This window comes from Streptomyces sp. NPDC094143, assembly GCF_040303825.1.
Lineage (GTDB): Bacteria > Actinomycetota > Actinomycetes > Streptomycetales > Streptomycetaceae > Streptomyces.
Genome location: NZ_JBEOTZ010000060.1, coordinates 1 through 26,100, shown reverse-complemented (window position 1 = coordinate 26,100; position 26,100 = coordinate 1). Strand labels below are relative to the sequence as shown.

General features: G+C 69.3%; 23 protein-coding genes and 12 pseudogenes. 19 read left to right on the top strand and 16 right to left on the bottom strand.

Annotated elements, in window-relative coordinates; all coding sequences use genetic code 11:
• Window positions 1-124: 124 nt before the first annotated feature.
• From ABTZ58_RS37410 to ABTZ58_RS37395, 4 genes and pseudogenes are all read right to left on the bottom strand, one after another.
• Window positions 125-466 (bottom strand): DinB/UmuC family translesion DNA polymerase, encoded by a 342-nt coding sequence (locus ABTZ58_RS37410; RefSeq protein WP_351367107.1) that lies wholly within the window; start codon window positions 464-466, stop codon window positions 125-127.
• A 405-nt stretch (window positions 467-871) separates the two neighbouring features.
• Window positions 872-1,219 (bottom strand): hypothetical protein, encoded by a 348-nt coding sequence (locus ABTZ58_RS37405; protein WP_351367104.1) that lies wholly within the window; start codon window positions 1,217-1,219, stop codon window positions 872-874.
• A pseudogene (locus ABTZ58_RS37400) lies at window positions 1,216-1,947 on the bottom strand (MobF family relaxase); the annotation flags it as partial. The gene ABTZ58_RS37405 and the pseudogene ABTZ58_RS37400, both read right to left, overlap by 4 nt.
• 16 nt (window positions 1,948-1,963) lie before the next feature.
• Window positions 1,964-3,145, bottom strand: coding sequence for an FAD-dependent oxidoreductase (locus tag ABTZ58_RS37395; protein ID WP_351367101.1), 1,182 nt, complete (start codon window positions 3,143-3,145; stop codon window positions 1,964-1,966).
• 296 nt (window positions 3,146-3,441) lie between these two features.
• Between ABTZ58_RS37395 and ABTZ58_RS37390 the strand changes: the two genes are divergently transcribed.
• From ABTZ58_RS37390 to ABTZ58_RS37375, 4 genes are all read left to right on the top strand, one after another.
• Window positions 3,442-3,531, top strand: a complete 90-nt coding sequence (locus ABTZ58_RS37390) for an azolemycin family RiPP peptide (protein WP_351367110.1) — start codon at window positions 3,442-3,444, stop codon at window positions 3,529-3,531.
• A gap of 236 nt (window positions 3,532-3,767) precedes the next feature.
• Window positions 3,768-5,777: a TOMM precursor leader peptide-binding protein gene (locus tag ABTZ58_RS37385; RefSeq protein ID WP_351367098.1), complete on the top strand. Its 2,010-nt coding sequence runs from the start codon at window positions 3,768-3,770 to the stop codon at window positions 5,775-5,777.
• 49 nt (window positions 5,778-5,826) lie between these two features.
• A complete protein-coding gene (locus ABTZ58_RS37380) occupies window positions 5,827-6,996 on the top strand; it encodes a SagB/ThcOx family dehydrogenase (protein WP_351367095.1) in 1,170 nt (389 codons plus the stop codon).
• Window positions 6,993-7,898, top strand: coding sequence for a class I SAM-dependent methyltransferase (locus ABTZ58_RS37375; RefSeq protein ID WP_351367092.1), 906 nt, complete (start codon window positions 6,993-6,995; stop codon window positions 7,896-7,898). Before ABTZ58_RS37380 ends, ABTZ58_RS37375 begins: the two co-directional genes overlap by 4 nt.
• Window positions 7,899-8,226: 328 nt before the next feature.
• Here the strand turns inward: ABTZ58_RS37375 and ABTZ58_RS37370 are convergent, their stop codons facing one another.
• Window positions 8,227-9,147 (bottom strand): replication-relaxation family protein, encoded by a 921-nt coding sequence (locus ABTZ58_RS37370; RefSeq protein WP_351367089.1) that lies wholly within the window; start codon window positions 9,145-9,147, stop codon window positions 8,227-8,229.
• Window positions 9,148-9,418: 271 nt separating this feature from the next.
• On the opposite strand from ABTZ58_RS37370, the pseudogene ABTZ58_RS40375 reads away from it, so the two are divergent.
• The 3 genes and pseudogenes from ABTZ58_RS40375 to ABTZ58_RS37360 all read left to right on the top strand — a co-directional run.
• Window positions 9,419-9,529 (top strand): annotated as a pseudogene (locus tag ABTZ58_RS40375) (hypothetical protein); the annotation flags it as partial.
• Between the two features lie 25 nt (window positions 9,530-9,554).
• Window positions 9,555-9,827: pseudogene (locus ABTZ58_RS37365) on the top strand (cofilin family protein); the annotation flags it as partial.
• A 529-nt stretch (window positions 9,828-10,356) separates the two neighbouring features.
• Window positions 10,357-10,515 carry a hypothetical protein gene (locus ABTZ58_RS37360; protein ID WP_351367086.1) on the top strand — a complete coding sequence of 53 codons (159 nt, stop codon included), beginning with the start codon at window positions 10,357-10,359 and terminating at the stop codon, window positions 10,513-10,515.
• Between the two features lie 708 nt (window positions 10,516-11,223).
• On the opposite strand, the pseudogene ABTZ58_RS37355 reads toward ABTZ58_RS37360, so the two are convergent.
• The 4 genes and pseudogenes from ABTZ58_RS37355 to ABTZ58_RS37340 all read right to left on the bottom strand — a co-directional run bounded on the left by ABTZ58_RS37355 (window position 11,224) and on the right by ABTZ58_RS37340 (window position 14,067).
• Window positions 11,224-11,561: pseudogene (locus tag ABTZ58_RS37355) on the bottom strand (hypothetical protein).
• A gap of 638 nt (window positions 11,562-12,199) precedes the next feature.
• The gene (locus tag ABTZ58_RS37350; protein WP_351367083.1) at window positions 12,200-12,676 is read right to left on the bottom strand and encodes a hypothetical protein; all 477 of its coding nucleotides are present in this window, start codon (window positions 12,674-12,676) and stop codon (window positions 12,200-12,202) included.
• 360 nt (window positions 12,677-13,036) lie between these two features.
• Window positions 13,037-13,687: an aldo/keto reductase gene (locus ABTZ58_RS37345; protein WP_351367080.1), complete on the bottom strand. Its 651-nt coding sequence runs from the start codon at window positions 13,685-13,687 to the stop codon at window positions 13,037-13,039.
• Window positions 13,684-14,067 carry a winged helix domain-containing protein gene (locus ABTZ58_RS37340; protein ID WP_351367077.1) on the bottom strand — a complete coding sequence of 128 codons (384 nt, stop codon included), beginning with the start codon at window positions 14,065-14,067 and terminating at the stop codon, window positions 13,684-13,686. Before ABTZ58_RS37340 ends, ABTZ58_RS37345 begins: the two co-directional genes overlap by 4 nt.
• Before the next feature lie 319 nt (window positions 14,068-14,386).
• Here ABTZ58_RS37340 and ABTZ58_RS37335 point away from each other — a divergent pair, with 319 nt between their 5' ends.
• Window positions 14,387-14,608 carry a hypothetical protein gene (locus ABTZ58_RS37335; protein ID WP_351367074.1) on the top strand — a complete coding sequence of 74 codons (222 nt, stop codon included), beginning with the start codon at window positions 14,387-14,389 and terminating at the stop codon, window positions 14,606-14,608.
• Window positions 14,609-14,702: 94 nt separating this feature from the next.
• Here the strand turns inward: ABTZ58_RS37335 and ABTZ58_RS37330 are convergent, their stop codons facing one another.
• Window positions 14,703-15,122 carry a peptidase inhibitor family I36 protein gene (locus tag ABTZ58_RS37330; RefSeq protein ID WP_351367071.1) on the bottom strand — a complete coding sequence of 140 codons (420 nt, stop codon included), beginning with the start codon at window positions 15,120-15,122 and terminating at the stop codon, window positions 14,703-14,705.
• A gap of 655 nt (window positions 15,123-15,777) precedes the next feature.
• Here ABTZ58_RS37330 and ABTZ58_RS37325 point away from each other — a divergent pair.
• On the top strand, window positions 15,778-16,299 hold the full coding sequence (locus ABTZ58_RS37325) for a hypothetical protein (protein WP_351367068.1): 522 nt from the start codon (window positions 15,778-15,780) through the stop codon (window positions 16,297-16,299).
• A 709-nt stretch (window positions 16,300-17,008) separates the two neighbouring features.
• On the opposite strand, the gene ABTZ58_RS37320 is transcribed toward ABTZ58_RS37325, so the two are convergent.
• Window positions 17,009-17,476, bottom strand: a complete 468-nt coding sequence (locus ABTZ58_RS37320; protein WP_351367065.1) for a hypothetical protein — start codon at window positions 17,474-17,476, stop codon at window positions 17,009-17,011.
• 485 nt (window positions 17,477-17,961) lie between these two features.
• Here ABTZ58_RS37320 and ABTZ58_RS37315 point away from each other — a divergent pair.
• The 3 genes and pseudogenes from ABTZ58_RS37315 to ABTZ58_RS37305 form a co-directional block, all read left to right on the top strand.
• Window positions 17,962-18,216, top strand: a pseudogene (locus tag ABTZ58_RS37315) (ATP-binding protein); the annotation flags it as partial.
• A gap of 108 nt (window positions 18,217-18,324) precedes the next feature.
• Complete coding sequence (locus ABTZ58_RS37310; RefSeq protein ID WP_351367113.1) at window positions 18,325-18,525, top strand: hypothetical protein; 201 nt, start codon at window positions 18,325-18,327, stop codon at window positions 18,523-18,525.
• Between the two features lie 236 nt (window positions 18,526-18,761).
• Entirely contained in the window at window positions 18,762-19,160 is a 399-nt protein-coding gene (locus tag ABTZ58_RS37305) for a peptidase inhibitor family I36 protein (protein ID WP_351367062.1), read from the top strand.
• A gap of 202 nt (window positions 19,161-19,362) precedes the next feature.
• On the opposite strand, the gene ABTZ58_RS37300 is transcribed toward ABTZ58_RS37305, so the two are convergent.
• A complete protein-coding gene (locus ABTZ58_RS37300) occupies window positions 19,363-19,839 on the bottom strand; it encodes a hypothetical protein (RefSeq protein WP_351367059.1) in 477 nt (158 codons plus the stop codon).
• A gap of 96 nt (window positions 19,840-19,935) precedes the next feature.
• On the opposite strand from ABTZ58_RS37300, the pseudogene ABTZ58_RS37295 reads away from it, so the two are divergent.
• The 3 pseudogenes from ABTZ58_RS37295 to ABTZ58_RS37290 all read left to right on the top strand — a co-directional run.
• Window positions 19,936-20,275, top strand: a pseudogene (locus ABTZ58_RS37295) (transposase); the annotation flags it as partial.
• Window positions 20,269-20,627 (top strand): annotated as a pseudogene (locus tag ABTZ58_RS40370) (ISAzo13 family transposase); the annotation flags it as partial. The pseudogenes ABTZ58_RS37295 and ABTZ58_RS40370, both read left to right, overlap by 7 nt.
• A 27-nt stretch (window positions 20,628-20,654) precedes the next feature.
• Window positions 20,655-21,110, top strand: a pseudogene (locus ABTZ58_RS37290) (transposase); the annotation flags it as partial.
• A 29-nt stretch (window positions 21,111-21,139) separates the two neighbouring features.
• On the opposite strand, the pseudogene ABTZ58_RS37285 reads toward ABTZ58_RS37290, so the two are convergent.
• From ABTZ58_RS37285 to ABTZ58_RS37275, 3 genes and pseudogenes are all read right to left on the bottom strand, one after another.
• Window positions 21,140-21,354: pseudogene (locus ABTZ58_RS37285) on the bottom strand (ISL3 family transposase); the annotation flags it as partial.
• Window positions 21,355-21,447: 93 nt separating this feature from the next.
• Window positions 21,448-21,966: a hypothetical protein gene (locus ABTZ58_RS37280; protein WP_351367057.1), complete on the bottom strand. Its 519-nt coding sequence runs from the start codon at window positions 21,964-21,966 to the stop codon at window positions 21,448-21,450.
• 99 nt (window positions 21,967-22,065) lie between these two features.
• The gene (locus ABTZ58_RS37275) at window positions 22,066-23,040 is read right to left on the bottom strand and encodes an alpha/beta hydrolase family protein (RefSeq protein WP_351367054.1); all 975 of its coding nucleotides are present in this window, start codon (window positions 23,038-23,040) and stop codon (window positions 22,066-22,068) included.
• Between the two features lie 284 nt (window positions 23,041-23,324).
• Here ABTZ58_RS37275 and ABTZ58_RS37270 point away from each other — a divergent pair, with 284 nt between their 5' ends.
• A complete protein-coding gene (locus ABTZ58_RS37270) occupies window positions 23,325-24,137 on the top strand; it encodes a helix-turn-helix domain-containing protein (RefSeq protein WP_351367051.1) in 813 nt (270 codons plus the stop codon).
• Between the two features lie 122 nt (window positions 24,138-24,259).
• Here the strand turns inward: ABTZ58_RS37270 and ABTZ58_RS37265 are convergent.
• Window positions 24,260-24,490: pseudogene (locus ABTZ58_RS37265) on the bottom strand (transposase); the annotation flags it as partial.
• A gap of 35 nt (window positions 24,491-24,525) precedes the next feature.
• Here ABTZ58_RS37265 and ABTZ58_RS37260 point away from each other — a divergent pair.
• The 3 genes and pseudogenes from ABTZ58_RS37260 to ABTZ58_RS37250 all read left to right on the top strand — a co-directional run.
• A pseudogene (locus ABTZ58_RS37260) lies at window positions 24,526-24,714 on the top strand (carotenoid oxygenase family protein); the annotation flags it as partial.
• A gap of 19 nt (window positions 24,715-24,733) precedes the next feature.
• Window positions 24,734-25,360 carry a carotenoid oxygenase family protein gene (locus ABTZ58_RS37255; protein WP_351367048.1) on the top strand — a complete coding sequence of 209 codons (627 nt, stop codon included), beginning with the start codon at window positions 24,734-24,736 and terminating at the stop codon, window positions 25,358-25,360.
• Between the two features lie 16 nt (window positions 25,361-25,376).
• Window positions 25,377-25,439, top strand: a pseudogene (locus ABTZ58_RS37250) (hypothetical protein); the annotation flags it as partial.
• Between the last annotated feature and the right edge of the window lie 661 nt (window positions 25,440-26,100).

The following is a 26,100-nucleotide window of genomic DNA, read 5'->3' as shown; positions in this document are numbered from 1 at the left end:
CACCTCGCCGCCGCACTGGTCGGCTGTGTCCGCAACGCCGGGCTGTCCACCGTCTCCGGCATCACCGGCCCACTCGCCTCGCTCATATCCCCCATACCTTCTTCACCTGGCTGTCGGATCTGCGTCACCACACGCCACCGCTCTCGACGTCGGCGTGACGATCACTGAGTATGCGCTCTGCGCACTGGCCGCCGGCTTCGCAGGGGAGACCTTGGTAGGCGGCAGTGCGTAGGTCGTCGTCGTGCGCGGAGGGCTCGGTCAGGCGGCGGGTCTTCTCCCACCGGCCGCCGCCGGCGAACTTAAGCGTCAGCATCAGACCGCGCGCCGCCTGGTGGCGCCAGCGCAGCAGCAGCGCGAGGCGTACCACCGTGTCGAGGAGGGTGGTGCGTACTTCGGCGCCGTCCAGCAGGGGAATGAGGGCATCGGCCATGGCGGTGCAGCGCGGATCTTTCGCGTACGACGGCACCCGAGGGCTCCTTCAGCGCCGGGCGGGCAGGTGCGGCAGCAGCGTGGTGTGGATCTCTGCGGACGCGTGCAGCCAGGACAGGCTGAACGAAGAGTGCGGAGGCACCAGTCGCGGCGTCCTGCGGGGTATACAGGGCCCATGGGCTCGACAGTCGCTGTCACCACGGCCTGGGCGGTCTCCGCCGCAGCGCATGCCATCTCCACCGAATCCCGGGGATCGCACATGCCGTACTCGACGGCGGTTCGTACCACCGAGACGAGGTCACTGGGCTCGCCGGCGGCCAGCAGCGTCCATCGTCATCCGGTGCGCACCAGAGTGGAGTCCACTCGGTGGAACCCATCGGGTGGGCTCCACTCGGTGGAGTCCATCGAGTGGACTCCACCGAGTGGACGGTGTCCGGCATCGTCACCACAGCCAGGCGTTGGAGTGCCGCAGCCGGGACAGGGCACGCGAGTCGCGGCGCGCGGCCGCGTTGCCGATTCGGTTCTGCCGGGAGCGGGGGCGGCGCGACTGCCCGGCGGCGAGTCGGCGCCGCCCGGCTTTCTGGAGTCGCTGCCGCTGCTTGCGCAGCTCCTGCTTCTTCGCCGCCTTGGACTTCATCTTCCGGGGGCGCTTCCAGATCGGCTGCCATCCCAGGGGCTCACCGGGCTCGGGCTCCTGGTCCTCGTTGAGCGCGGCGGCCATCTTCGCGCGGGCCGCGTGGGCGCGTGCGAGTGCGTCGTCGGGGTTGGGGCGTTCTTCCGGGGTGCTCATGCGACCCCTCCTGTGGTCCGGCCCGGTGTGTGCTGGGTGCCGGGCTGCTGGGTGTGCGGCTGCGGGGCCGTCACCGGGGCGGGCTGCGGCCGGGGGCCGTGGGCGACTTCGCGCGCCCGCCGGCTGTCCTGGAGCGTGGCGGACACCTGCGCGGCGGCGGCTTCCAAGGTCTGGCGCGCCTGTTCCACCGTGTCGACGCCGGTCTCCCGCTCCAGGAGGCGGCCGCCCTTCCGGCCGGAGCGGAACGGCCGCGGGTGCGACCTCGAGGCGGCGGGAACGGCGACGGTGCGCGGTCGGGTGCGGGAGCTCAGGCGCTCCGCACGCCGCGTTGCATGGACCCGGGCGGCCAGGGCGTCGGCGGCGAGGCGGGCCCGCTCGTACGGCGGGGCGGTCCGCTTGCGGGTCAGCGGGCGCAGCACGGCCTGGTCCTCGGTGTCGCGCGGGTACAGGGCGCGCAGGTCGGCGGTCATCATCCGCCGGCTCGCCGGGCGGGTGTAGTCGTCGATGACCGTCTGCACGATCTGTTCGTCCAGGCCGGGCTGGTGTGGTCGGCCGCGTAGGGCGTAGGAGAGGTAGCGGCGGGCTTCGGCGAGCAGGTGGTGGCGCTTGAACGCGCCGCGCATCACGTACACCACGGCGACGACGTCGACGGCCGCCAGCGCGATGTCGACCACCGGCCGCACCCGCGCCCACACCGTCGCGGCCGCCGCCCGCGTGAGCTGCTGCAGGATTGCGCTCGTGCTGCTAATGGACCTCGGCCTGCCGACCGAGGCTCCTTAAGTCCTCGTCCGGGATGCCCGCCAGCGCGCGGAAGACCAGGGACCGGAAGAGCGGGTCTGTCTCACCCTTGCGCAGCACTTCGAGGTGGTTCTCCGTAGGCGAGAGCCTCGCGTACGCCAGGTTGGATTCGTACGGCGGAGTCCACCGCCGGTCGCGCTCCTCCGCGTACTGCCGCAGGGCCTTCTCCCGCAGGGACGGATCGCCGACCGTCTCCGCCAGGCATCCGGCCAGCAGCTCCGCCTGGGCGAGCGCGTCGCTGATCCCGTGGGCGCCGCACGGGTCTTTGTGGTGGCCCGCGTCGCCGACCAGCACCCAGCCAGAGCCGTACGCCCGGCGGAAGAAGTTGGGCAGGTCCGTGCATCGGAACAGGCGCTCCTCCTGCCGTCCTGCGGCCAGAAGCTCCGCGAGGTCCGGGCAGGCGCGCAGGGCGCCTGCCAGATAGGCGTGGCGCGCGTTCCCCCGGGTCACCGGAGTGTCGCGAGGGAGTTGCACGTTGACGAGCGTGAGACCGTCTTGGGTGGGCACCAGGGCGGCGCCCGCGCCTGGGCCCGAGTACAGTCCCAGCCCGTCGCCGGAAAGTCCGCTCCAGTACGTGTAGAGGGCGACGGTCAGCCGTCCGTCGTGGCGCAGGTATGGGGCTCCCACCAGCCGGGCCACGGTGGAGTTCCGCCCGTCGGCGCCAACCACCAGCCGCGCCCGCGCCTGGTCCGTGCCGCCTCCCGGGGTCGTGTAACGGACCCCGGCGACCGTGTCGCCCTCCCACAACAGCCCGGTAACCGAGCAGCCGTCACGGAAGTCGGCCCCCGCCCGCGCCGCCGCGCGAGCCAGGATCGTGTCCAGGGCGTACCGCCGGGGCGCGAGGCCGCCGGTGGCCGCGCCCCACGCTGGTGCCGGGCCCGTCAAGAGGAGCCCGGGGGCGCGGAAGGAGATTCGCTCCAGCGGCGGGCAGCCGGTGGCCCGCACCTCGTCCAGCACCCGCCACCGGGCCAGCCGGTCCACGCCGGGCTGGTGGATGTAGAGCGTGGAGAGGGTGTCACTCGGGAAGCGCGCACGCTCCAGGAGGAGGATGCGGTGTCCGCGGCGGGCGAGGAGCAGGGCGGTGGCGGCGCCGGCACAACGGCCCCCCACCACGATCACGTCGTACACAGGCCCCTCCCCGACACCGCCTAATGCCTGATCACATGTCACTGATAGCACCGCGCGCGGCGACACGCCCAGATGACACGGAAAATAGGATTAGAGGTTGAGAATTGCATCGAAATTTACGACCATATGCGTTCAGCATTTGGGGTTCTTCTCGCGTCGAAAGTCTTGACAGTCCCCTCCTGGAGATTTCTCATGGTGGCAAGGCTGCGAACGTCCACTTGTTCCAGCCTCGTTTTCGCGAAAAGAGAGATTCGCGTCCGCAGCGACAGGAGGCTCACTCAATGATCGACAACGATCTGTTCGAGGAAATGGCAATTCCGGAGCCGGAGGCAGTAGTCGTCTCCACTTGTACCATCAAGATGGATGAGGACGCCGAGGAAATCTAGCAGGACCCCCAGGGTTTTCCCGGCTCCCGAAACCCCGGGGCCGGGAAAACCATCCATTTGACCGGCAGTCGGCTCTCACTTAAGAATGGAACCGTGTGAACGCGCAACCGGACACACCGCCGCGGGAATCCTTCCGGCTCGTCACGCGACGGGATGTCCGTCTTTTCAACCGCGCTGGCCATTTCTATATCTGCTCCAGCACGGGCACGCTGCGCGTTCCGCAGCAGAATCCGAATTTGAGCGAGCTCAAAGGGGACATCGGCCTCGAGTCACTCCCCGCCGACGTCATCGCCGGCCTGCGGTCCCGCACGCTGGTGCACCCCGCTTCCGACACCCTGCTGAGCCACCCGCTGTACGGCGCGGGCGGCCAGGACGCCGCCGGGCCGGCCGTGGTCGTCGGCGAGGGCCCCCTGCCGGACAGTGTCGCCGAGCTGCTGCGGCGGGCCGGGGCCGAGGTCGTCCGAGCCGCCGCCCCCGGCCGGTCGACCCCCAAGGTGCTGGTGCTGCCCCTGCACGAGGACGAGACCCTGCTGCGCCGGTGGACCGAGCAGGCCATGGATGCGCGGGCGCCGATCGTGACCCATCTGAGCTCGCCCGCCCGGCTATTGTTCGCCGTGCTGGAGCCGCCGCGCACCGCCTGCCCGGTCTGCCTGGTGCGCCGGATGCGCGCAAACCACACCTGGCAGGCCATCGCGGACCTGCCGCTGGACGTGCTCTACGGCACGGCGGACAGCGACCGCTGGCCCACCACGACCATGGCCGCCGCTCTGCTCGCCCACCAGGCCAGGTCGGTCCTCACCCGGGGCCCGAGCGGCCCGGCCGACCTCGTGGAGGTAGACCACGCCACCCTGGTCAACACCCGCCATCCCGCGCTCCACACCCCGCTGTGCCCGGCCTGCGCCACCGCAGCCGCGCCCCCTGAGCCGGCCGAGCCGTCGGCCGTCGACCCCGCGTCGTGCTGGGAACGGATGAGCCGGGCCGTGGACCCGCTGACAGGTTTGGTGGCGGAGATCCGGGTGCAGGATCCGGACCGCGAGCCGGGCAACTCGACCACGCATGTGCTGACCGCCGGTCACCCCACGACGACCTGGTTCTCCCCGGTTCAGGCCAGCTCGTGCAGCGGCGCCGTCAAGTACGATCCGACGCTCGCCCGGGTGTGCGCCGTCGGCGAGTTCATGGAGCGCTACGCGGCCGGGGTCTATGACCCGGAGCGGCTGGTCCGCGCTTCCTTCCGGGCACTGGGCGCCGCCGCCGTGGACCCCCGGAGCCTGCCGCTGGCCTCGGAGCGTGAGTACGCCTCGCTGGCCCGCATCGCCCCGTTCGACCCCGATCTCGAGCTCGACTGGGTGGAGGGCCGCTCGCTGACCACCGGCCGGTCCCGCTACCTGCCCGCCTGCGTCGTCTACGTCCCCTACCGGTTTCCGCGCCGCGAGGAGCGGCTGGTCGACCCCATCTCCACCGGTCTCGCGGCCGGAAGCGGCCTGCACCACGCGGTGCTCGGCGGCCTGCTGGAGGTCGTCGAGCGCGACGCCGTCTCCATCTTCTGGGAAAACCGCCTGACGCTGCCCACCCTGGACCTCGGCGGGCTGACCGAGGGACCGGCCGCCGCGATCGTCGGCCGGCTGACGGCCGCGGGCGTCCAGGTGATGTGCAAGGACCTCACCACGGACCTCGGCATCCCCGCGGTCTCCGTCCGCTATGTAGAGGGCCCGGAGGAACGGCCCATGGTGGCGCATGCCACCAGCGCGCACCTCGACCTCCACGGGGCCCTGCTCGGAGCGCTGGAGGAAGCCGACCTGTGCCGGACCGGGCTGGGGAGTTGGCTGGCCGAGCGAGAGATCCCCGACGTGGACGCAACGAAGATGGACCGGGCCGACTTCTACACCTACTACTGCGCCCCCGGGCGGCTGTCCCTGGTGCCGTTCTGGGACCAGGGCCCGCTGCGCCCCCTGCCCACCCCGCGATCCACCTCCGCCTCGCCCGAGGCCTCGGTCGAGGAGGTGGTCCGGCGGCTCTCGGCGCGGGGGTACGAACCGATCGCCGTAGACATCACGCCCGTTGACGTGGCGGAGTGCGGCGTGCGCGTTGTCAGGAGCGTCGTGCCCGGCCTGTGCCCGCTCACCCTGCGGCGCGACTTCCGGCGGCGCGGCGGTCGGCGCCTGTACGAGGCGCCGGTGCGGATGGGGCTGCGCACTACCCCGCTGGCCGAGGAGGAACTCAACCCCTACCCGCTGCCTCTCGGCTGAGCGGACGCGAGCGAGTCAACGAGACGGCAGACAGGAGAAGAACGCCCTGATGACTCGACAGTCCCTGTACCGGCGGCACCCCGACTTGCTGGTGGAGTGGGGGGAGAACGGCAAGCTCGTGCTGGTGGACTGCGGCTCGTGGCGGAAGTTCACCGTGAAACCGGAGTTGCTGGAACTGCTTTCCCTACTGGACCAGCCGCGCAGCGCGCCGGATGTGCACGGCGCCTGGGCGTCGTCCTCCCGTCCGGAGGAAGAGGTCTGGCGCCTGCTGGAGCGGCTGGCCGAGGCGGGGATCGTAGCCCGCGCCGTCCCCGATGACGCGTCCGTCTCGAAACATCCCGACGCCGCGCCCACCCCCGAGGCGGACGCGCGCCGCGACGCAGCCGTACCCGGGCCGGACGGCGCGCCCCCGGCCGCCGGCTGGACGCCGTACGAACTCGCCGTGCACGCCCAGGCAAGCCGGTCCGGCGTGCCCGCACAGCTGCGGGGGACCCCGCCATCGGCCCGGCTGGTACACACCGAGGCCCTGGAGCGGATCCCGCTGCCAGAGGGCGCCACGGCCTCGAGCCGCCCTCTGGACCGGGTCCTGGCCGAGCGGCGCAGCGTGCGCCGGTACCACTCGGGCCCGGTGCCCCTTCCGCTGCTGGCCACGCTCTTCGCCCGCACGGCCCGGGTGCGCGGCTACCTCCCGCCGCTGAAGTACGAGCAGACCCAACGCGCCGCGCCCTCCGGCGGCGCCCGCCACAGCCTGGAGCTGTATCTGGTGGCCAGGGACGTCGACGGGCTCACCGCCGGCGCCTACCACTACGACCCTTTCGACCACGCCCTGGAGCACCTGGCGCCATGGGACGAGGAACTGGCCGACCTCCAGCGGCGCACGCTGTGCGTGCCCATGCGGGAGGAGCAGCCCCCGCCGGCCAGCCTGTATCTCACTTCCTGCGCCTATCGCACCGGCTGGAAGTACCAGGGCATGGCGCTGAGCCTGATCTACCGCGATACCGGCTGCCTGATGCAGACGCTGAGCCTGGTCGGCACCGACATCGGCCTCGCCACCTGTCTCACCGGACGCGTCGAGGCGCCTATGACGCCCTCGTTTCTCCGGCCCTACCGGGACCGGTTGGTCCACGTGGGCAACATGGCCCTCGGTCTGCCCACGACCACCCCGGCGGCGCCTCAGCTGGTGCCCCTCACCACGGACAAGGAGCCGCAGCGAGCATGAGCCCGGTCGACAGCGAGCCACAGCCGCTTCCCGCCGTCTCCCGCACAGCCGTATGGACGGCACAGCTGCGGGCCGACGAGAGCCGCCTGGCGCGGCCCTGCGTCATCGACTCCTGGGCGGCCGAGTTCGTCGCGGCGGCGGGGCCAGTGGGCCCGCTACCGGGCGGCCCGGAGGCCCGGGCCTTCCTGCACGACGGAGTGGCCGTACGGAGCCGGTACTTCGACGAGTACCTCTTGGATGCCGTGCGCGGCGGATGCTCCCAGGTGGTCCTTCTCGGCGCGGGCCTCGACGCACGGGCCTTCCGGCTGCCCTGGGCCCGGCCGGTGGACGTCTTCGAGGTGGACCTGCCCGACCTCCTCGACTTCAAAAACCGCGTCGTGGGCGGCCGAGTCCCGGCCACCGCACGCCGGGTCACGGTCGCCGCTGATCTGCGGGACGCCTGGGCCGACGCCCTGACCGCGGCCGGATTCGACCCGGGACGGCGTACGGCGTGGCTGTGCGAGGGCACGCTGGCCTATCTGGAACCCGACCAGGCCGACATGGTCGTACGCACCATGGCCGCGAACTCGCCCCCGGGCAGCGAGGTCGGAGCAGAAAACGCGACCAGCCTGGACAGGCTGGGCTGTCTGAGCTCCTGCCGCGATGCCCTGTCCGCCGACGGCGCCCCCTGGCAGTGGTCGTTGCGCGACCCCGGCGCCTGGTGGGCCGAGCGCGGCTGGCACACTGCGGCCCCCTCCATGAGCCTGCCCTACGTCGCCGAGCGGCTTACCCGATACCTGCCGATGCTGCGGGAGGCGGGCGACATGGGCGGCTGGCTGCTCACGGGCACGCGGCGCGAAAATCATCCTGCTGGGGAAACAGAGGAACCTCTGAGCGGCACGAAGAGAAGGGCTGGCTGCTGATGACGGTGGCAGGCCGCGATGGCGGTGCGATGTGCCGTCTTCGTCGCAGTGAACCAGCTGGGGATGTACCGACCCATGACAGCCGCGAGGCTGCAAGGTACCACCGCCATGTCAGTGGCAAGCTCCAGCCACGGGCCGACGACCAGCAGGAACACCGTTTTCCTACTCAACCGTGACTGACACCTCCCACTGGCACGAAGCCGACACATCGCAATTGTCGAAGCCCACGGAACCGCAGGTGATCTCGGCAGGCCCTGAGCGGCGATCCACGACAACGCCCGCATCCCCGCCGACTCCCGGCTCTACCTGACCGCACCCCCGCGCATCCTCACAGCTCCCCGCCCGCAGAAGGGCGCGACGGCCAGTAACTGGAAGTCGCGGCGACCTTCGCCTCGGTGGTGTCCGCGAACACGAACGCCACCGGGACCAGGCCCTCCCGGCCGGTCGGCGGGTAGAGGCGGCGCCACAGCCGCTTCTCGTGGTCGATGTGCTCGATCGCGTCCGGCCGGAAGCGGGCCAGGTCCACGGTGTGCTTGTCCGCGTCCGGCGCCAGCAGTCGGCTCCACTGCCAGTACCGGCGCAGCTTGTGCACCAGATCGTGGGCGTCCTCGGAGCGGCGGTCGATCTCCAGCAGCAGCGCCAGCACCCCGGCCGCCGGCGCCCGCACCACCGGGTCCGCCCGCTGCACGTACCCGTCCGCGAGCCGGTGCGGAACCTCGGTCTGGAAGCCGAGCCGGTGCCCGATCCCGGCACGGTGAAGTTCGGCGGCTGTCGAGGTGACCGCCGCGGCGTGGTCGTCGTAGCCGCCGCCCAACAGCTCCCCGGTGACCGGGTCGTACTCCTCCTTGCGCAGCACCGAGACGCGTATGCCCTTCGGCTCCAGCAGCTGCTTCGCCTCGCGGTGTCCTCGGGCGGTGAGCACCCACACCTGCCTCTGGTCGTCCCGAACCGATTCGATCCTCACCAGGTGGTGGTCCTGAAGATCCAGGAGGTTGTCCCGCGTGAGCTTGTCGTGCTGGTTGTCCGGACGGGTCAGCTTCCACAACTGATCGGGCGTCGCCCTCTGAAAGATCCCCAGCGCCTGCAGCAGCTCCCTCCGCCTGGGTCCCGTCGAGTTCTTCCTGTGAGTAGGACGCCTTTGGACAAGAGGGTTGTCGGACCTGCGACGCCCCCCTGTCCGCCGGTCCTGACCTGCGGGAACGCCCGGGCCCTGGCAACGGGGCGCGGAGGGGGTGATGGAGGGGTCCACGGAGGGGGCTGCTCGCCCCGGTCAAGGGGCTGCTCGGGCTCGTCTACGGTGCTCGCCACAGGGTGCTCCTGAGAGGTGGGGCGGGCCTATCCCGCCGGTCACCTTCTACAGGTCCGGTTTTCGGCCCTCGTGTGACACCGGGCCTTGAAGAACCTCTCCGTCGTGACCGCATCGTGATCAATGTGATGAAGCAGGCTTGATGGCACTCAAGTGGCTACGTTCCGATACTGTGCAATCACATCATATAACGGCTGGTTGACGGAGGTAGGTCATGGCATCGGGTGTAGCGGTAAACGACGTCTGCTTGCAGGAATACCAGGCCCTGAAGGACAGGGAGCACGGGTACGTCATCTTCAGCCTCAACGGGGACAACACGGAGATCGTCGTCGAGGACCTCCAGCTCCACGTACTACCAGGAATTCGCCGAAGAGATGCCGATGGACGAGTGCCGGTGGGGCGTCTTTGGCTTCGAGTACGAGGGGGAGGCCGGGAGGCAAGAGAAGCTCCTGCTCCTCCAATGGGCACCGGACACGGCCATGATGCAAATGAGGTTGGCCTACGGGACCGCCACGAAGGCGCTTCGTGACTCCCTCGCTGGTATCGATCTCCAGGTGCAGGCGACCGAGGAGTCTGGTCTCTTGGAGAGCGAGGTGCTCCCCCGGCTGACCGGAAGAGGCTGAGCTTTCCGGCCAGTCGTGCGTGAGAGCCTTTGCAGGTCGGGCATGGTCACCGTGACGGCGGCCCCCGACCTCTGTGTGGCCACCAACAACTTCTGAGCAGCAGGGCAACCGGCAGCACGGAGTTCAGCACTACGTCCACGACGCCGGCCTCCCAGCAACGGCTACACAGACACCTATGAGGACCCGGTGGCAGGCGATGCCGCCGGGTCCTCTCGCGTCCAAGGGCGGCGCGAGTCGGCCTTCAAACGCACGACGTGGGCTGATTCACCGCGCACCGGAACAGCAGCTCGCGCGGCAGCCCAGCAGTTTGTCAACGGATCTCTCGCAGGGCGACCACAAAGCAACGTCGAAGGGGAAGAGCTCTCCCCCGTCGGCGCCGACCTCTGTCCACAGGCCCGCGCTCTGAAACTCGCATCTGGAACCGCCGCGATCAGCGGGGCGGCCCGTACGTGAGGAGCCGACATGCCCGACACCACGCCGCCCGCCCCGATGACCCCGCACGCGGCCATCAGCGCCTTCAACTACCTCCGTGCCGTCCAGGCCGACGACGTCGACGCCGCCCGTCGCCAGCACCGAACCGCAGATGCCCGAGCTGCTCGTCGACGTCGCCGAACGCATCGTCGTCCCGGTCACCGCGCTGCCCGGCCCGGAGGCCGGCGAGCCGTCCGAGGACACCTTCGCCCTGTAGGCCCTCGGGCGCGTCTTCATAGCCTCGCTGCGGATCTGGGCGCAGGCCGGACCGGACACGGCACAGGGCATCGCCCGCGCGGTCATCGACTTCGTCGCGCAGTTCCTCACCGAGGACCACGAGGACGTCGCCGACACCCTGCGCCAGCTGGAGGCCGTCGGCGTGGGCCAGGCCCTCGATGCGCACCCCGCACCGGCCGGCGCGCACCCGGTGCGCCTCACTGTCGTGTAGTGCGCGCGCCGCGCAGTGGCGTTGCGCACCACTACCGCGCGGTGCGCGCACCACCGCACCGCGCTGTCCATCACGGTGCGCGCCATCGGTGCCGGCGCGCCGCACAGGCGCGCCGCGGGCGGCGGGCTCCTATATCACCCACCCCCTTGACCGCAGTCTGATCGGCGGCCGGAAGGCGCTGTGGCAAGGAGAAATGGGCCGGGTAGCAGAGGTGGACAAGGGGGGCACACGTCCGGGTAGCAGACCTGGACAAGGGGTCACGCGCGAACTCGGCCGTACTGGAGAGGGTGTGCCGGTGCGCGCACCAATGCGGTGCGCGCACCGGGTGCAGCAGACATCGCGGTGCGCCACCCCGGTGGCGTCCATCGTCATCCGGTGCGCACCAGAGTGGAGTCCACTCAGTGGAACCCATCGGGTGGACTCCACTCAGTGGGCTCCACTCGGTGGACTCCACTCGGTGGACGATGTCCGGCATCGTCACCACAGCCAGGCGTTGGAGTGCCGTACCCGGGACAGGGCGCGGGCATCGCGGCGCGCGGCCGCGTTGCCGATCCGGTTCTGCCGGGCGCGGGGCCGGCGCGAGTTCCTCGCGGCGAGGCGGCGCTTGGCGGCTTCCTGGAGCCGCTCGCTGCTCGCGCAGCTCCTTCTTCCTCGCCGCCTTCGACTTCGGGGCGCTTCCAGATCGGCTGCCACCCCACGGGCTCATCGGGCTTGGGCGCCTGGTCCTCGTCGAGCGCGGCGGCCATCTGCTCGCGTGCGGCACGGGCGCGGGCGAGCGCTTCGCCGGGGTTGGGGCGTTCTTCCGGGGTGCTCACGTGACTCCTCCTGTGGTTCGGCCCGGCGTGTGCTGGGTGCCGGGTTGCTGGGTGTGCGGCTGCGGGGCCGTCGCCGGGGCGGGCTGCGGGCGGGGGCTGTGGGCGACTTCGCGCGCCCGCCGGCTGTCCTGGAGCGTGGCGACCCCCTGCACGGCGGCGGCTTCCAAGGTCTGGCGGGTCTGCTCCACCGCATCGACGCCGGTCTCCGGCTCCGGGAGACGGCCGTCCTTCCGGCCGTCGCGGAAGGGCCGCGAATGCGACGGCCTCGAGGCGGTGGGCACCGCGACGGTGTACGGGCGGGGGCGCGAGCCCAGGCGTTCCGCTCGGCGCGCGGCGCGGACCCGGGCGGCCAGGGCGCCGGCGGCGAGGCGGGACAGCCGGTGTTCCTCACCGGCACCCGGGCGGCTCTTTCAGCGGCGGCGCAGTTCCTCTGCCCAGGTACGGAGCTGGTCTTCGAGGGTCAGGTTGTCGCCGCGGGCCACGGTCTGGAGCAGCCGGGCGCACACGGTCGCTTCGGCGGCGAGGCGGGCCGGGCTGCCCAGGACGGGGAAGGCGGCGCGGACGCGGGCGGCGACGTTCTCCTGGAGCAGCGAGTAGGCATAGAGCGTGGCGGCGTCGAACCCCTGCGGAGCGCGCCCTCAGCCCTCCCAGTCGAGAAGCCTCAGCGGCGTGGTGGCGTTAGCCCAGTACAGATCGGAGTGGGCGGCGCTCCAGCAGGTCACGGCCGGGGCCGGGATGCCCACGAATTCGGGGATCGCCCGGTCCATGTACTGCTGCCGTACGGCGACGCGGTCGGTGTCGACGGCCGCCACCTTCTCCAGCGTCCCGGCCAGGTCCTGCCACCAGGAGTCCGGCAGCTGAAGGTCGCGCTGGAGGACCGGGTCGTCGGACAGGACCGGCTGGTCGACTCTGGCCGCCAGTTCCGCCCGGTAGGCGGTGCCGTCGTCGACGGCGTCGTGGACAGACAGGGGGGCGGGCCGGCGCCCGTCGAAGGTTCCCGAAGGCGTGCTGGGCGTCGAGGGCGCCGTCCCACAGCTTCCCCGATGCCTTTTCCTCCGGTGAGGACACGAGCCGCAGCCACGCCGGTTGCCCGGTGGCGGTGCGGGCCGGGGCACCCAGGGTGCGCCCGGCCCACCCCCAGAACTCCCCGCCCGGCTCGACTCGTACGTCCAGCGCCTGGGCGGCGCGGGCGTGGCGGGCGCGCATGCGCTGTTCGGTGTCTGGGTCAGGGGGCGGCGAGTACACCAGTGATCTCCCGCAACTTGGCGGCGGCAGCGAGGGTTGGGCAACGGCGTCGGCCGCCTGACTCCAGTGTGGCGCACCGGAGGCGGCCAGAGGGACGTCCGTCACTCCTGGGCATGACGCGACCGCCAGAACACACGCCTGTGCGGGGGTCAGGCCCGGCCGGATGAGGTCGGCGAGCTCCTGGTCGACCATGCCGGGGAGCTCGCCGCCGTGGAGCGGAGCAGACGCCATCACCCGCAGCCCGGCCCCGGCTGAGGCCGGAGCGGCCCCCGGCCGTCAAGGGCCTGGACGATCGGCGCCATCATCACCAGGCTCACCGGCAGCTGGACCGCGACCAGGTGGTGCCGGCCGCCCGCGGCTTCGGCGGCCAGGGTGAGCAGCTCCCCCACCGTGAACGCTTCCTCTTCCAGGCCCGCCCACGTGGCAGTGCCGTACCCGGCCACGTGCCCGGCTGCTACGGCTTTCTCGAGGACGACGAACGCCTCCCGCATCGCGCGGTGCAGGGCCAGGCGGTCGCCGGGGTGGGCGCGCTCCGGGTTGTGCAGCAGGACCAGGTCCAGCCGCTCGCGCCCGAGCTGCTCACGGTTGCGGCCCATCTGCCAGCGCACGTAGTCCGGGGCAAGGCTGTGCCCGACCACGGCCTGGTCCTCGGTGAGGACCCCAGCGTTCACGGCATCGGCACCGGTGGCCGCGGTGAAGTAGCCGGCCTTCGTCGCGATCCGCAGGGCCGGGTGGGCGGCCAGGGCCGGGGCCAGTAAGTCCTGGCACGGCCGGCGGCGTAGTTGAGGGCGGTGTCGATCCACGCCGGAGGCGGCCGCACGGACGGCCGCCTCCGGGATCGCCTGGCACCGGTAGGTGCCCAGAGCGAGCTCCGCTGTCACAGCAGGCTCCCCACCGTCGCGGCCTGCCCGGCAACGAGCTCCTGGACCAGCCCGGCGACACCCTCCAAAGCGAGGCCGGCCGTGTCGGCGAGCGTGGCCAGGTCGATGGTGCGGCCGTCGACCAGCGGGCGCAGCACGGCCTCCGCTGCAGGGGCGAACTCGAACGTGCTCCCGGCAGCGGACAGCATCACCACGTTCTCGCCGACCTCCAGCACGGCGCGGGTGGTCGTCAGCCGCACCCGCAGGCCCGAGTCGGCGGGAACGCCGTCGATGTACGGCAGGCTCGGCACCATCCGGCCGACGGCCTGGCCGTCCATCGCGGCCCGGTAGCGGGCGAGCAGCGTCGGGTCGTCCAGCAGTTCGGCGAGCCGCTTGCGCATCCCGTCCACGGCGTCGGCCTGACGTCCGGGGTGCTAAGCAGCGGCAGATCGCGGCGCCAGTCCTCGTGCGTGAGCAGCTGCTCGGACACCCACGCCATCAGGTCCGTCGCGGTGTGGGTCTGCAGGCCGCAGGTGACCTGCAGCGAGCGGACGCCTTGGTCGGCGGAGACCGCGTGCCACACGCCGCGCGGCACGTACAGCACGTCGCCCGGTTTGAGGACCAGTCCACCTCAGCCACGCGTTCACCACGCTCGGGGACACCCGCCTCGCCCACGTCAGCCAGGAGCGCGCCCTGGAGCTGTCCGCGCCGACCAGCACCATGACGCGCACCCTGCTGAACATCGACGCGGCGGCGTATTCCCATCACGACGGAGACACCGAACAGGCGTGCCGCCGTACGATCGCCGCCCTGACAGCGCTGCCGGCGGACTACCGCACCGGCCTGGTCCGCCGCCGCGCCCTGAACCTGTACCAAGCGATCCCCGCCCAGCACCACCACGAACGCGCCGTACGGGAACTACGCGATGTCGTGGCCGGCTGAGAACGACGGCTTCCACAGCGGGCGGGCCAGGCCGGTCCCGCCGCAGTGACAGCAGTCGCCCTCCCCGGGCGCGCTCGATCGGTGCGGCTGTTGGCTATCCGATGGTGTAGGGGAGGAACTGGACGGAGGAGGCCACGTCATTGAAGCCGTTGCCCCGGTTGAAGCTGATGGACTCGCCGGGCAGGAGTGTCACGGGCACTCCCTTGAAGTCGTATTCGGGGTAGATCCGGACGAGGAAGCGGCTGTTGTTGACGGCGGAGCTGGTGACATCGTTGAAGTTGTAGTCGTTGAGGTGCGTGATGTCCTCGGTGGTTCGCAGGATGCGGGCGTTTGTGGGGGCGTTGTAGTCCCAGTTGTCGTAGAGGCAGACGTAGTTGCGAGTGCATGCGTCGCGGCCCTGGCCTCGGATGATCGAGGCGTCGGCGGAGGCGGGGGCGGCTGCCATCAGCATGGCGGCGGCGGTGAGCGCGATGCTTGCCGCGAGGCGGACTGGAGTCTGCATGGTCAGCGTCATCCTGCTTTCCTGTAGTGGAGGGGGCGGCGGGGCCGACGGCAGCACTGATGCGGCCCGTACGCGAAGGGGCAACACGGCACGCGTACCTTCCGGGGACGTGGGAGAGCCAACGACACCTGCGACCCGCGAAGTCATAACCAGCATTCCAGCGACCTAAAGTAGCGGCAATGCTACTAATGGTAGTCATTGGTGAATTGAGACATCGTCAAGCCGACGCGGTCGCCAGCTCTACGCCCCCCTGCTAGCCCCCACCGCCGGTAGTCCTCACGCCAGCATGACCACCGAACGGGAGCAAAGACTTCCCCCGTCGTGGTGTCCGGTCCAGCCTCAACGAGGCCTTCCACTTCCGCGGGGACCCTTTCCCGCCCCCGTTCGTCGCCTCGCGCACAAGCGCCCGGCGGTGGCCTCGACCAACTGGCCCGCATGAGTGGCGGGAAAGTGATCGCTCGATCGGATGGTTGCCGCGTTGAGGCGTGTCACGAAGGTGGAGCGGGACAGGTTGCGGACGTCCCATTCGTCCTTTGCGAAGGAGCACATCATGCGTGTACGCCGATCTATGACAGTGACCGCCAGTAGGACTGCCGCCTGCCCGAGCCGCCAGCGGTGGCGCCGTACGGCTGTCGCTGCGGCCGCGGTGTGTGCCGCGCTGGGTGGCGTGCTGGGCACTGCCACATCCGCAGCGGCTGAGGTGTCCGGCGGCACCGGAGAAGCCCGCAACGCCAGCACCGGCCGGCACATCGGAACCTACGGCAACTACGGTCAGGTGCTTGCCGCGTTCACCGATGCGAACTGGCCGGGCTCGTCCGACAGGAGCTGGAATTTCACTCCTCGCGAGCACGGCAGGTACTACAGCATCCAGAGCACCACCAAGGGAACCTGCTGGACCCGCAGCCCGAGGCCGGCAGCCGGTGGCGACTGGGACCGATACGGCCCATGGGTGGTCACCCTGGCGCCGTGCAGCCCGAACGCCACGAACCAGCAGTTCCAGCTGCGGTCGAAGTCCTACCCTGCGCCGCACGGGACGGTCTCCATCCACCCCCGGGACGACATCTCCACCGTCCTGAGGCAGACCAGCACCGTCGGTGACGGCGGTACCTGGAACGCGCTGAGCCTAGAGAACCCCCAGCACACCAACGACGAGCTCTGGACGGTGCCCGTCACTCCCAACGTTTGGTGATCCCCTACACCTCCGGCACGTCCTGCGGCATCGAGGCAACGGCGAGTCCAGCCGTGACAGGTATGCGCCGCCCCTCATCAAAGGCGTCAGCAGAGCGGCAGCAAGGCCCATGGCCAACCGGACTGCGTAACCCGCTCATCGGCAGGAAAGGATCACCGTGGACCCCACCCCCGAACAGATCCGAGCTGGCCGGCCTCGGCCCCGTCACCGAGCAGGAACGGGAGGAAGGTGCTGCGGAAGGTCAGGGGCATGGTGCTGCGGAGCTCGAGCGAGCTGAGCTGGCGTGGTGTTGAAGTCGGCCTGGGAGAGGGTGACCCTGCCGAGCTGGGGGTGGTCGGCGTTCATCTCGAAGCCGATAACCCCGTCGGGGGTCGTCTCGATGGAAAAAGTCCAGTGGAGCCCGCGGGTTCTGTCCAACCCCCAGACGGCCACCATGCTCAATGACCATCTCACCCCCTTTCCCCCCAGCATGCGATGTACCAGCTCCAGCAGCCCGTCTTCGCGATCATCGGCTCACCCGACCAGATCCGCGCATCGCTGCTCCAGCTGCCCACGACGGTCAACCTCAACGCCTGAGTCGCAGACTCCGAGAGCGGGCCGCAACCTCACACCAGCGCGGCCCGCTCCGCTGCTGCCACTCCGTGGGAGCCGGGCAACCCGCCTGAACCCGCCCGGTCAAACTTGAGTGGCAATCGGTCAAGCTTCGGTGTCAGAGGAGTGCGGCGCAGAGCTCGGAGACGATCGTGAACGAGGTCGTCACCATCGGCACCGCCATGGCCGGTGGCATCACCGCGTGCGTGGTCTGGCCGTGCGCCATGCCGTTGCGGATCTGCCGACCGTAGTCGAGGTACTCCGCCTGCCGGGCCGTCAGGATCCCGTCCGCAGCACCTTGCTTGATGAGCTGATGCAGCGGCTTGTTGCCCGCGTCCGGGATGCGGTCGCGCAGCACGATCTCCACCGCGATCAGGGAGTGCATGACCGCCACAGTGGAGAACTCGTAGCAGTAGCACGACTGGCGCAGCAGCTCGCGGGCCGTACGCAGGACGGTCGCTGCGGCCTCGGGAGCGCCGGCGGGCACGACCAGGTCCTCAACGAGGTCGTGCATGTCGGCGTAGTTGTCGACGAAGAGGTGGGCGCGTTCGTCCGGGACCGGGAACGGCAGCCGCTGCGTGGTCATCCCCGAAGTCTCCCAGCGGCACGCCCCGGACGGCAGCGGCTCTTCTTTCGGCCGTCGCGCAGTGTGCCGGGACGGAGATTTCCCCCACCGGAATGGGTGGAATGTCGCAGGTAGCGGAACTGGACAAGGGGCAACGCAGGCGTCGGCTGTGACGTTGCGCGATACATGGCGGGCTACTCACGAGCGCCAACCACCGTGCAAAGAGGCCAACTATCGCGCGCCACACCTGTGACCGCTCACGATTGTTGGCGGGCGTGGTTCGATGTCCCCGCAGGTCGCCGGAAGACTGTTCATCGCTGTTGACGGGTTCTGTTCGTGTTAGGTGGCGGTTTGGTGCCGTCGGTCGGGTGTGAGCATGCGGCGACCCGTCACCCTCGCCCGACGAAGCCGTGCCGGATGTCGGTCTGTGGAGAGAGTGTGCGGGGAGGTTTCGGGGGTATCCGTCCTGGGCGTTGATCGGCGCTTCGGAACGTGAGGCAGTCTGCATGAACCCCGTTGGGCAAGACGAGGGCCAGCGGTCGCTCGTGGACCGTCCGATATCGGTCTCGGCCGCTTTCGAGGGCAGTGAGGAGATCGCTCACGCCCGTGACCTGGCCCGCTCCTTCTTGACCGATGTGCAGGCCGTGCACGGCTTCCCGGTGTCCGCCCGGGCGATGGGCATGGTGCAGCTGGTCGTCAGCGAGATGGTCACCAATGCCCGCAAGTATGCTCCTGGCCCGTGCCTGCTGACCCTGGAGATCCGGCCGGTGCACCCTGTCCGGGGGCCGCTGGTACTCCTGGTACGACGCCACGCGGATCGACGGCCCCCGCGGCATCGACATCGACCACCTGGTCCCGCTCGCCGAAGCGTGGGACTCCGGCGCCTCCGCCTGAGGCAACGCCGCGTCACCTACGCCAACTACCTCGACGACGCACGCCACATTGAGGCGGTCAGCGCCCGCTCCAACCGGCAAAGAGCCGACCAGGACCCGGCCACCTGGCTCGTGCCCGACAACCCCGCCGAACGCTGCCACTACCTGGCCAACTGGACGGCCGTGAGACTGCAGTAGGGCCTGACCGTCGACCCAGCCGAGCAGGACACGCTGACCCTCGGCGCCGCCGAGTGCCCCGGCACGGAGGTCACCGTCAACCCCGTCCCCTGGCCCAGTCGGCTGGGGCTCCCGCACCCAAGGAGTGGGAGCCCCGGCGAGTGCCAGGGCCGCCAACCGGCGCACCGGTCGCCCAGTGGAGTGAACTCGCGGCGCACCATGCCGTGCCGGCCCTCAGTGTCCAGTAGGTGTAATGCGTGATCAAAAACCTGACGCGTGCCGCGGCGATCGCCGCACTGGCCCTCGCCCCGATGGCCGTTCCCGCCTCCGCCTCCAGCACCCCCAGCGCGGTGAAGGCAGCAATCGACTGCCCCTCCGGCTACGTGTGCATCTACCCAGAGATCAACTTCGGCGGCCAGCCGTGGGTGCGGCGTGCCGTGGACGGCAGCGTCAAGGACCTGCCCTCCGCGATCCGTGACCGCGGCAGCTCGATCCGCAACAACTCCGACCGCACCGCCCGCGTATATGAGAAGCGCAACCACAGCGGCCGGCACGTGTGCATCACCCGCAGCGGCGGCTCCATCCACGACCTGCGCGGCTACAACCTCAACGACCAGACTCGCTCCCTGAAAATCAACCGCAACGACTGCGGCTGACCCTCCCCCACCCACCGCAAGGCGCCCGATACATATCCAGCAGTCAGCCCCGCCGGCAAGCATCACCGGGAGGGGCTGATCAGCATGCGCGGTCGCGAAGGGCGGTCGCCTACGAGGCGAAAGGCTCTGCAGGGCTGCAACCGAACGATCTTCCGGGCTGGGTCGCACGCAGCCACATGGGAAAGTCCCGTTGGCCCTCCGGTCAGGTGTGGATGGCGAGCTTGAATTCGGCGAGCACGAGATTGCGGGTGGCGCTGTCGTTGTGAGAGACGAGCAGCGCGAGCGGCGTGCCGGCGGCGGTGAACAGGCCGTGGCCCTTGGTGAAACACTGCATGCCGGGCGACGGCGGACGGTGGTCGGTGGCCGTCGAGTCATAGCCAGTAGACAGGTTCAGCGGATCGCGGACGAAACGGTCCCGCAGCTCAGTGTAGGAGCCGTCCGCCCACTGGATCATCGCGTACAGCTGGCCCCAGCCCGCGGTGGAGGGCCAGATCAGGCCGGCGCGGTCGTCCGTGGCCCAGTTGGTGACGGTGTAGCCGTCCGGCTGGGCGGCCTGGTGCATATTGTGCGCATCGTACGACTCACCGGAGCCGAACGGGAAGCGCACGATGTGGTAGGCACCGTCGGCGGGGATCGACTGCGGAGCGTCGGTTTTCAACGAGCATACGTAGAGAGTCACTTGGGTCTCCCATGCCGTGGGCTGTATGACGCGGGTTCGGGCTTCTGTTTAGGCGTCGCCAATTCAGTTGGTGTGATCTTGCGGCAGTCTGGGGTGATGACTGCTGCGCTTGTCGAGCGGATGGCGCCCGAAGAGCTGTGGACGTTGTACCAGCGGGTGGACCCGCCGGCGCCAATCCGCCCTCAGGGTCGAGGGCACCGGCGGCGAAGGGACCGCGAGGTGCTGGCTGCCATCATCTTCGTGGCCACCTCAGGCTGTACCTGAAACCAACTCCCACCAAGTTTCGGGCTGTCGGGCGGCCTTCCGCCGGTTCGCTGAGTGGACGGAGGCCCGGGTGTGGGCCAAGCTTCACCGCCTGGTCCTCGACGGACTTGGTGCCCGCGGCGATCTGGACTGTTCGCGGTGCGCGATCGACTCCGTCAGCGTGACCCAGCTCTCACCGGCAAGCCCGAACGGACTTCCAGGCGCTGATCAACCGGATCACCGTGCCTTACCAGGCCGCGCTGGAAGAACGCCGGCACCGCCAGCGGGGAGGTGACCGGCGCCCCGGAGCCCGCGGCGGCCTCTTCCGCCAAAAAATCACCGACGCAGACCGAATCCTGGCAACCGTTCTCTCGCAACGCGGCCTATGCGACCAGCAGACCCTCGCCGACCTGTTAGGCGTCAGCCGCGGCACCATCCGCAACGCCATCGACGACGCCCGTCCACTCCTTGACCAGGACCAAAGCGTCGTGACACCTGCAGGACGGCGCTTCACCGCAGCCACCGAGGTACTCAAGTTCGTCACGGCACACCAGCTTGATTCTTTACAGCTTCACTACGCCCGCAACGTCTTCGCCGTGATCCCGAAAGGCTCGACAGAGAGGGACGCGGCGACGATCCGCACCGTCTTCGCCCAGCCCACCGCGGACGCGGTCCGCACCCAGCTCGACACCGTCGCCGACATGCTCGGCCGGCAGTCCCCCAAGGTCCAAGAGATGCTGCTGGAGGCCAAGGAAGACCTGACCGCGTGCGCGGACTTCCCCCACCAGCACTGGAAGAAGATCCAGTCCACCAACCCGCTCGAGCGGCTGAACCGGGAGATCACACGCCGCACCGACGTCGTCCACGTCTTCCCGAACCCGCCAGCGGTCCTCCGCCTGGCCACCGCGGTCCTCGCCGAACTCCACGACGAATGGATCGCCTTCCCCCGCCGCCACCTCTCCAACGAGAGCGTGGACGCCCTCTACCTTGATGCCCCGACCGTCCTACCCGCCACGTCGGACGGCTGATCGCCTACACCACGACAAGGGACATGACCGACCAGCCGTCGTATCCTCACCCGGACCACGACCTGCCGGCCGTCGACCGGCACATCCCGCACCGTCCGGCCGGGATACCCGTGGACCCGGCCCGTCACCACCCCGCGCACCGGACGGGGGAACGGGAACATCCCGGGGCCCGAGCCGAAACCCGGACTATCTCGCCGCCGTCCGCCACATCCTCGATGACCAACGCCGACAACCCCGAAAGCACCGTCCCACAAGCGTGTTCGCATCATGCATGCTCAATGATCACAGGCGAGCACTCACCGTCACAGTCCCGCACCGCCTCACTGTGTGGGGCCGGTCAGGCGGTCGGCACGGTGCCGGGCTGGTCATGCACGTTTGCTACCGCGTTGATCTGATCTGTGCCCGCCTGGGTGAGGAAGACCCACGTCCCGTAGACGGCCCACATGAGGCCGAGCAGCGAACTCGCCGCGTAGAAGCCCATTCCGTTGGTGGAGCCGACGGTGGCGAACAGTCCGGCGGCAGCGATACCTGCCGCGAACACGACGAGCACGACGAGGATGGGCCGCGCATGCTGGGACGTGCCACGGCGGGCTGCGTGGTCGAGCACCGAGAGCAGACTTGCGCTTGCTGCTGCGGCGACCAACAGTTCGAGCCCGAACGCCCAGGTCGGTTGCGGCAGGGTGACCAGCGATGCGGTGACTGTGGTTGTCAGGAACAGGGAGACGGTTCGCACGGCGCGGTTGCGGTATTCCTGGGAGGTGGCGACGACGTCGAAGCGGAAGGCGACAACGATGAAGGTGAGGCCGGTGAGGCCGGTGGCGCTTCCGCCGACGGTTGCAGCGAACGTGGTCCACATGGCGGTTGCTCCCGTGCGATCCGTGCTGGGGTGAAAGGTCTCGGTGCGATGCAGTGCGGTGGGCGGCGGCCGTCGCGCGCCGCCGCCCACCTCGCGGAACTACCTCGTTTCGACCTTGGCCATCGGGTCTTCACCGTTTTCCAGGGCGTTCAGCGCGTTCTTCCAGGACGAGTCGGCCGAGTAGAGCTGGCTGCGCAAGTAGGCCCACACGAGAGCCCGCAGAGTCGCCACGCGCTCGGGATTTTCGTCGTCCGTCTCTGCCGCGTCGTATCCGGATATGCCACCGAAGATGTGACCAGCGCCGTACATGGTCACCATGGTTTTGTTGCCGCCGGGGCTAGCCGAGTAAGCGTCAGCACGGTAGCTGAGCCGATTGGAGAAGTTGGGGTTGAGGTCCTGATCGCCCACGATGATCAGGCCGGTGCCTGTCATCTGCTCGAAGTCGGTGTAATACAGCACCGGGTAGTTCGTCTTGGCCCACTCGGCGAAGTGCTCGTCGTTGCCGATGCCTGGAGCTCCGATGAGCACTCCCGCCTTGACACGAGAGTCGGAGAGGTCCTTCGGCCGGTCGTCGTCCGGGTCCAGCATCTGGGCTCCGAGGAGGAGGGAGACGGTGTTGCCGCCCAGGGAGTGTCCTACGGCACCGACACGGTCCCTGTCGATCCGCCGTTCGGCAAGACCAGGGACGGCGGCCTCGATGTCGTCGAGGCGGTCGAGGATGTTGTGCATGTCGGTAGCGCGGTCACGCCAGAACAGGGGCGCGTCCTTGAGGTCGGTGTCGCGCAGACCGAGGGCCGTCGAGTCCAGGTGGGTCGGCTGGATGACCGCGAACCCGTGGGCGGCGAAGAAGTTCGCCAGCGGCCCGTAGCCGTTGTAGGAGGACAGAAAGTTCGCCAGCCCGTGCCCGTGGGACAGGAGGATGAGCGGCAGGTCGGTGCCGGTCGCGGGGATCGACACCTTGACCTCCAGCGGCACGGGCCGGCCGGGAACGTCGAGGGTGATCGGGTGGTAGGTGAGGACGGGTTGCGACGCGTTGACCGGGATGTTGGCGGCGTCGCTGTACGGCTTGCTCATCGGAGCCCTTTCGAGATCGGTGTTGACATAGCGCCTGTCGTAACTGGCGGTCGTGGCCGCGAGCCTGCTGTGCCAGGAACGGCCGCCCGGCCACCTGCGTTGGTGTGGACGGTGATCTCCGCAGCGGTGCACAGATCTCGTCAGGTGTTCGTCCCGCGGTCTGACGGCAGGGGAGGGCGACTGGCTCAACCATCGACTGTCATGCCTCCCTAGCCCGACGGATGCACTTGTCTTGCCGGGAACTGTAAGATCAACCGAACAAACCGAACTAGGGCGAAAGTGACATGACTGAGTCCGCAATCGATGCGCGCCGCAGGAGAGTGCGGTTCGGAGTCGAGAGCCTAGTTGTACGGGTTGCCGATCATGACTTCCCGACCGCTGTGCACGGCGGGTTCACTATCAAGATCACGCATGGCGGTTCTGCGCCCCCTTTTCAGTACCTCGGGCGAACCCAGGGCCCCCCTGTTCCTGGCACGGTGACGGTGGTCGAGCCCCATGAGGTCGTGAGCTGCCTCGATCAGTACAAAGCCGCCGCTGACGGCCAGGCCATCTTGCAACTGATGTTCCTTGACGCCGATCTCATGCCAGTCGGCACAGACCGGCCGCGCTTTCACAAGACGACCTACTCAGACCGCAGCCTCTTCAACGGCATTGCTGCGCTACACAGGGGTTTGGCGCACGGCGAGGACGAGTTGGATCTCGAGTCGTCGCTGATCCGCTTGCTGAGTGTCCTGCTCGCCAGGCATGCGGATGCTCCCGGCGCAGCGAGTCCGACACTTCGTCCTCGAGCGCTTCGTCAAGTACGGGAGATGCTCCACAGCCAACTGAACTCTAACATCAAGCTCGACGACCTCGCGGCAGTCGCCGGTTGCAGCAAACGCCATTTGATCAGGAGTTTCCGGCAGGCCTACGGGGTTCCACCACACCATTACCGGACCCTGTTGCGCTTGGCCGGCGCCAAGTCCATGCTGGCAGCGGGACGATCCGTGGCAGAGGCCGCCGCCGAGCTTGGTTACTGTGACCAGAGCCAGCTCAACCGGCACTTTCGGCGGGAGTTCGGCATGAGCGCAGGTGGCTATGCCAGGACCGTGCGGTAAACCTGCGATGTCTTGGCTCAACTGCCACCTTGCCGGCCCCCATGGGAAAGCGCTGACCGGTGGGCCGGGTCACGTCCGCTGGAGTGGTGTATCGACGGCCACTCGGTGATCTCGGTCTGAGGCTATGCGGTGAGTTCGGTGGGCAGGGCCGGGTCGTCGATCTCTGACTCGATCGGGTGGAGTCGGGCCTTGGCGAGGAGTTCGCGGCCCATGTAGCGGCGGCCTTCGGTCCATTCGTCGTTCTGCTCGGCCAGGACCGCCTCGACCAGCCGGATGACGGCGGTGCGGTCGGGGAAGATGCCGACCACGTCGGTGCGGCGGCGGATCTCCTTCTTCAGCCGTTCCTGCGGGTTTCGCCCCCTGGCACGAGGAGACCGAAACGTTCGACCTGCCGGTCGTCGGCAAGCTCCCCGACGATCTGGCGGGCGCCCTGTTCCGCATCGCCAACAACCCGCGCTTCACGCCGCTCGACCTCGACCGGTACCACTGGTGGGAGGGCGACGGCGGCGCAGCCGCCACCTACATCCGCGACGGCAAGGCGTCGTTCCCGATGAAGTGGGTCATGACCGACACCATGAAGGTGGAGGTCGAGGCCGGTGAGGCGGTCTACCCCGGCTACGTCAACGGGAGCCCCGCGGCCCCTGCCGCCGGGTGCGCCACCCGCCAAGAATGTCGCCAACACCAACGTCGGTATCTTCGCCGACCACCTGCTGGTCTACTTCGAGGGCGGGCTTCCCACCGAGATGTACCCGGGCACTCTCGACACCAAAGGCGCCTTCGACTTCCACGGCGGCATCGACATACTGTGCACAGCACACCACAAAATCGACCCGAAGACCGGTGGCCTGCTGTTCTTCGCCGCCATCGGACCGAACCTGACCTGGTACCAGGCCGACGCCAGGACGGGGCAGGTCGTCGACACCTTCACCTTCTCGATGGGGTGCCCGGCGATGGTCCACGACTGCATCGTCAGCGAGCACCACGCGCTTTACTTGATGTCCCCGACTCAGTTCCGGATCGACCGAGTCATGGAGGGCCGCCCCGGTGTGCTGTGGGACACCGACGCGGTGCCCGACGGCTCCCCCTTCGCGGTCCTCGACCGCCGTACCCACGAGGTGACCTGGTACGACACCGGCGTCATGCTCGCGCCGACCCACTTCTTCAACGCCTACGAGACGCCCACCGGCTTCGTCGTCGACCTGCATGGCATAGAGCGCGAGTGAGGAGAATGACGGCTATCTGCTGTCGCTGTGGTGGAACCCGGCGACCGGGCTGTCCGAACTCCTCGTTCACGAGACCACCGAGTTCAGTCGCGAGCCGCTGGCCCGAGTAAAGCTCCCCCTTCGCGTGCCCTTCGCCTTCACGGCACCTGGGCCGAGGCCGAGCAGCTCGACGCCGCCGTCGCTGCGCAGGACAACTATTGAGCCACCAGCGGCGGCGACCATCCGCGCTGACCAGCCGGGCTCTTCCTCGCAGCCGACATGCCGGCACTCAGCGAGGCAGGGACCATCGCGGCGTGGAGCCAGCCACGCAGCTTCGGCTGGACCGGATCGACCAGGTCCGCCGCCCACCCGGCCAGGTCGGCAACAGGACGAGAGTTCGCCCCGGCATCGCCACGGTGTGATCCGCCCGGGAGACCGGCTACAGCCTCCCCCCCCCCGTTACCTTTTTCGTGGCTCCGCAATGGGGCTCCCGGCCTTCGGGTCCGGCATGACTTCCCCCCCTTGTTGTTCATGATCCGGGGGGTGGCGTCACCGGCCCCGGAGGCATCGACGGACCGCTGATGAGGGGCTTGAGCGCCGGCTTCACCCGAACCGGAAGAGCTCTCCGTAACGTGGATGTGGCAGCTCGGTGCCCAGGCAAGGCCGGACGAAAGCGTGATGGAGGGGCCTGCACGTGATCGACACCGGCGACATCGACGTCTTCCTCGGCCTGGACGTCGGCAAGGGCGAACACCACGCCA

Bases quoted from the DNA above. Each gene is read 5' to 3' on its own strand.
- ABTZ58_RS37405 (WP_351367104.1), bottom strand. From the start codon at position 1,219: ATGAGCACCCCGGAAGAACGCCCCAACCCCGACGACGCACTCGCACGC.
- ABTZ58_RS37380 (WP_351367095.1), top strand. From the start codon at position 5,827: ATGACTCGACAGTCCCTGTACCGGCGGCACCCCGACTTGCTGGTGGAG.
- ABTZ58_RS37375 (WP_351367092.1), top strand. From the start codon at position 6,993: ATGAGCCCGGTCGACAGCGAGCCACAGCCGCTTCCCGCCGTCTCCCGC.
- ABTZ58_RS37340 (WP_351367077.1), bottom strand. From the start codon at position 14,067: ATGCGCAAGCGGCTCGCCGAACTGCTGGACGACCCGACGCTGCTCGCC.
- ABTZ58_RS37335 (WP_351367074.1), top strand. From the start codon at position 14,387: ATGACGCGCACCCTGCTGAACATCGACGCGGCGGCGTATTCCCATCAC.
- ABTZ58_RS37330 (WP_351367071.1), bottom strand. From the start codon at position 15,122: ATGACGCTGACCATGCAGACTCCAGTCCGCCTCGCGGCAAGCATCGCG.
- ABTZ58_RS37320 (WP_351367065.1), bottom strand. From the start codon at position 17,476: ATGACCACGCAGCGGCTGCCGTTCCCGGTCCCGGACGAACGCGCCCAC.
- ABTZ58_RS37280 (WP_351367057.1), bottom strand. From the start codon at position 21,966: ATGTGGACCACGTTCGCTGCAACCGTCGGCGGAAGCGCCACCGGCCTC.
- ABTZ58_RS37275 (WP_351367054.1), bottom strand. From the start codon at position 23,040: ATGAGCAAGCCGTACAGCGACGCCGCCAACATCCCGGTCAACGCGTCG.
- ABTZ58_RS37270 (WP_351367051.1), top strand. From the start codon at position 23,325: ATGACTGAGTCCGCAATCGATGCGCGCCGCAGGAGAGTGCGGTTCGGA.